The 596-nt window shown below is 74.3% G+C and carries 1 protein-coding gene; it reads right to left on the bottom strand.

The window, feature by feature from the left end:
• The coding region (locus NS355_RS17950; RefSeq protein WP_167345500.1) for a cation transporter at positions 1-596 on the bottom strand (596 nt) is incomplete at both ends.

Consider the following 596-nt stretch of genomic DNA (forward strand, 5'->3'; position numbering starts at 1 on the left):
AGTCCATGGTGATCCGTCCGGCCCGCAGGCCGCGGAGCGCCCCTTCGTAGAACGGCCGACCCGCATAGGCGGCCGCCGGCAGGGCGACGAGCGCCTGGATCCAGTGGAAGAGGTCGCGGTTCTCGGGCGTCATGTCGGAGACGCTGCCGGCCCAGACCGAGATCGCCAGCAGCATCACGTTCATCGAGGCGAAGCCCGCCACCGCCAGGGCGCGGATCAGCCGCTCGCTCTCCGCCGCCTCGGCATCGGCCGGCCGGTGCGGGTCGAAGGGATGGGCGGCGTAGCCGAGGGCGGCGAGCCGCCCCCGGATCAGTCCCACATCGGGCTCGGCCTCGGGGGCCCACTCGACCGCGAGGCGCCGCTCGGTGAGGTTCAACCGCGCCACGGCTACGCCCGGCACCTCGGAGAGGTCGCGCTCGATGGCCGCGAGGCAAGAGGCGCAGCGCACGCCCTCGACGGCGAAGTCGGCCCGGGCCGCGCCCGCCCGGGTGCGGGTGAGGAAGGCGTCGTAGTTGCGCTCCCGGGAGGGCCGGGTGTTCGCCTCGCTCCAGGCGGCATGGGCCTCGACATAGGCGAGCGCCGCATCGGTGCAGCAC

This window comes from Sphingomonas yabuuchiae (genome assembly GCF_001477495.1).
GTDB classification, from domain to species: domain Bacteria; phylum Pseudomonadota; class Alphaproteobacteria; order Sphingomonadales; family Sphingomonadaceae; genus Sphingomonas; species Sphingomonas yabuuchiae_A.